This is a genomic window from Algoriphagus sp. PAP.12 (assembly GCF_026652115.1).
Lineage (GTDB): Bacteria > Bacteroidota > Bacteroidia > Cytophagales > Cyclobacteriaceae > Algoriphagus.
On sequence record NZ_JAPPSQ010000074.1, the window covers coordinates 1 to 497 of the forward strand.

The following is a 497-nucleotide window of genomic DNA, read 5'->3' on the forward strand; positions in this document are numbered from 1 at the left end:
TGCCACCGTCTTGGTGATCGCGATCGACTCGGTCTGACATAACTCATAGGTAGTTGGTATGTCATTATCAATCGTACTACCTGATTTATCATCTACTGTAGTCTGTCCAAACGTACCTTCTGCCTCTGCTTGGTTTGTCACAAAACCAGCTTCTACATCTTCAGGCGTTACAATGTAAGTCGCTGTGTATGTAGCACTCTCTCCAGACAACAAAGTACCCACAGAACTAGACATACTACTAGACTGGAAGGTAATAGCACTTAACGATCCAGTTCCAGTAAACGAATTTGCAATGTCAGTAACTGTTACTCCTGTCAATGTAACATTGCTTAAGTTGCTCACCACAAACGTATAGGTCAATTCATCACCTGCCTCAACACACTCGTCACTTGGGTCTGTCGGTGCTACTGTCTTAACCAATGCAATCTTACAATTATTAATAGTCACCACAACCGGCTCGATCACGTAACATCCTGTCACATCATCGGTCGCCTTGA

The 497-nt window shown here is 43.7% G+C and carries 1 protein-coding gene; it reads right to left on the bottom strand.

The window, feature by feature from the left end; translation table 11 throughout:
- The coding region (locus O0V13_RS21510) for a DUF7507 domain-containing protein (protein WP_326492760.1) at nucleotides 1-480 on the bottom strand (480 nt) is incomplete at its 3' end.
- Between the last annotated feature and the right edge of the window lie 17 nt (nucleotides 481-497).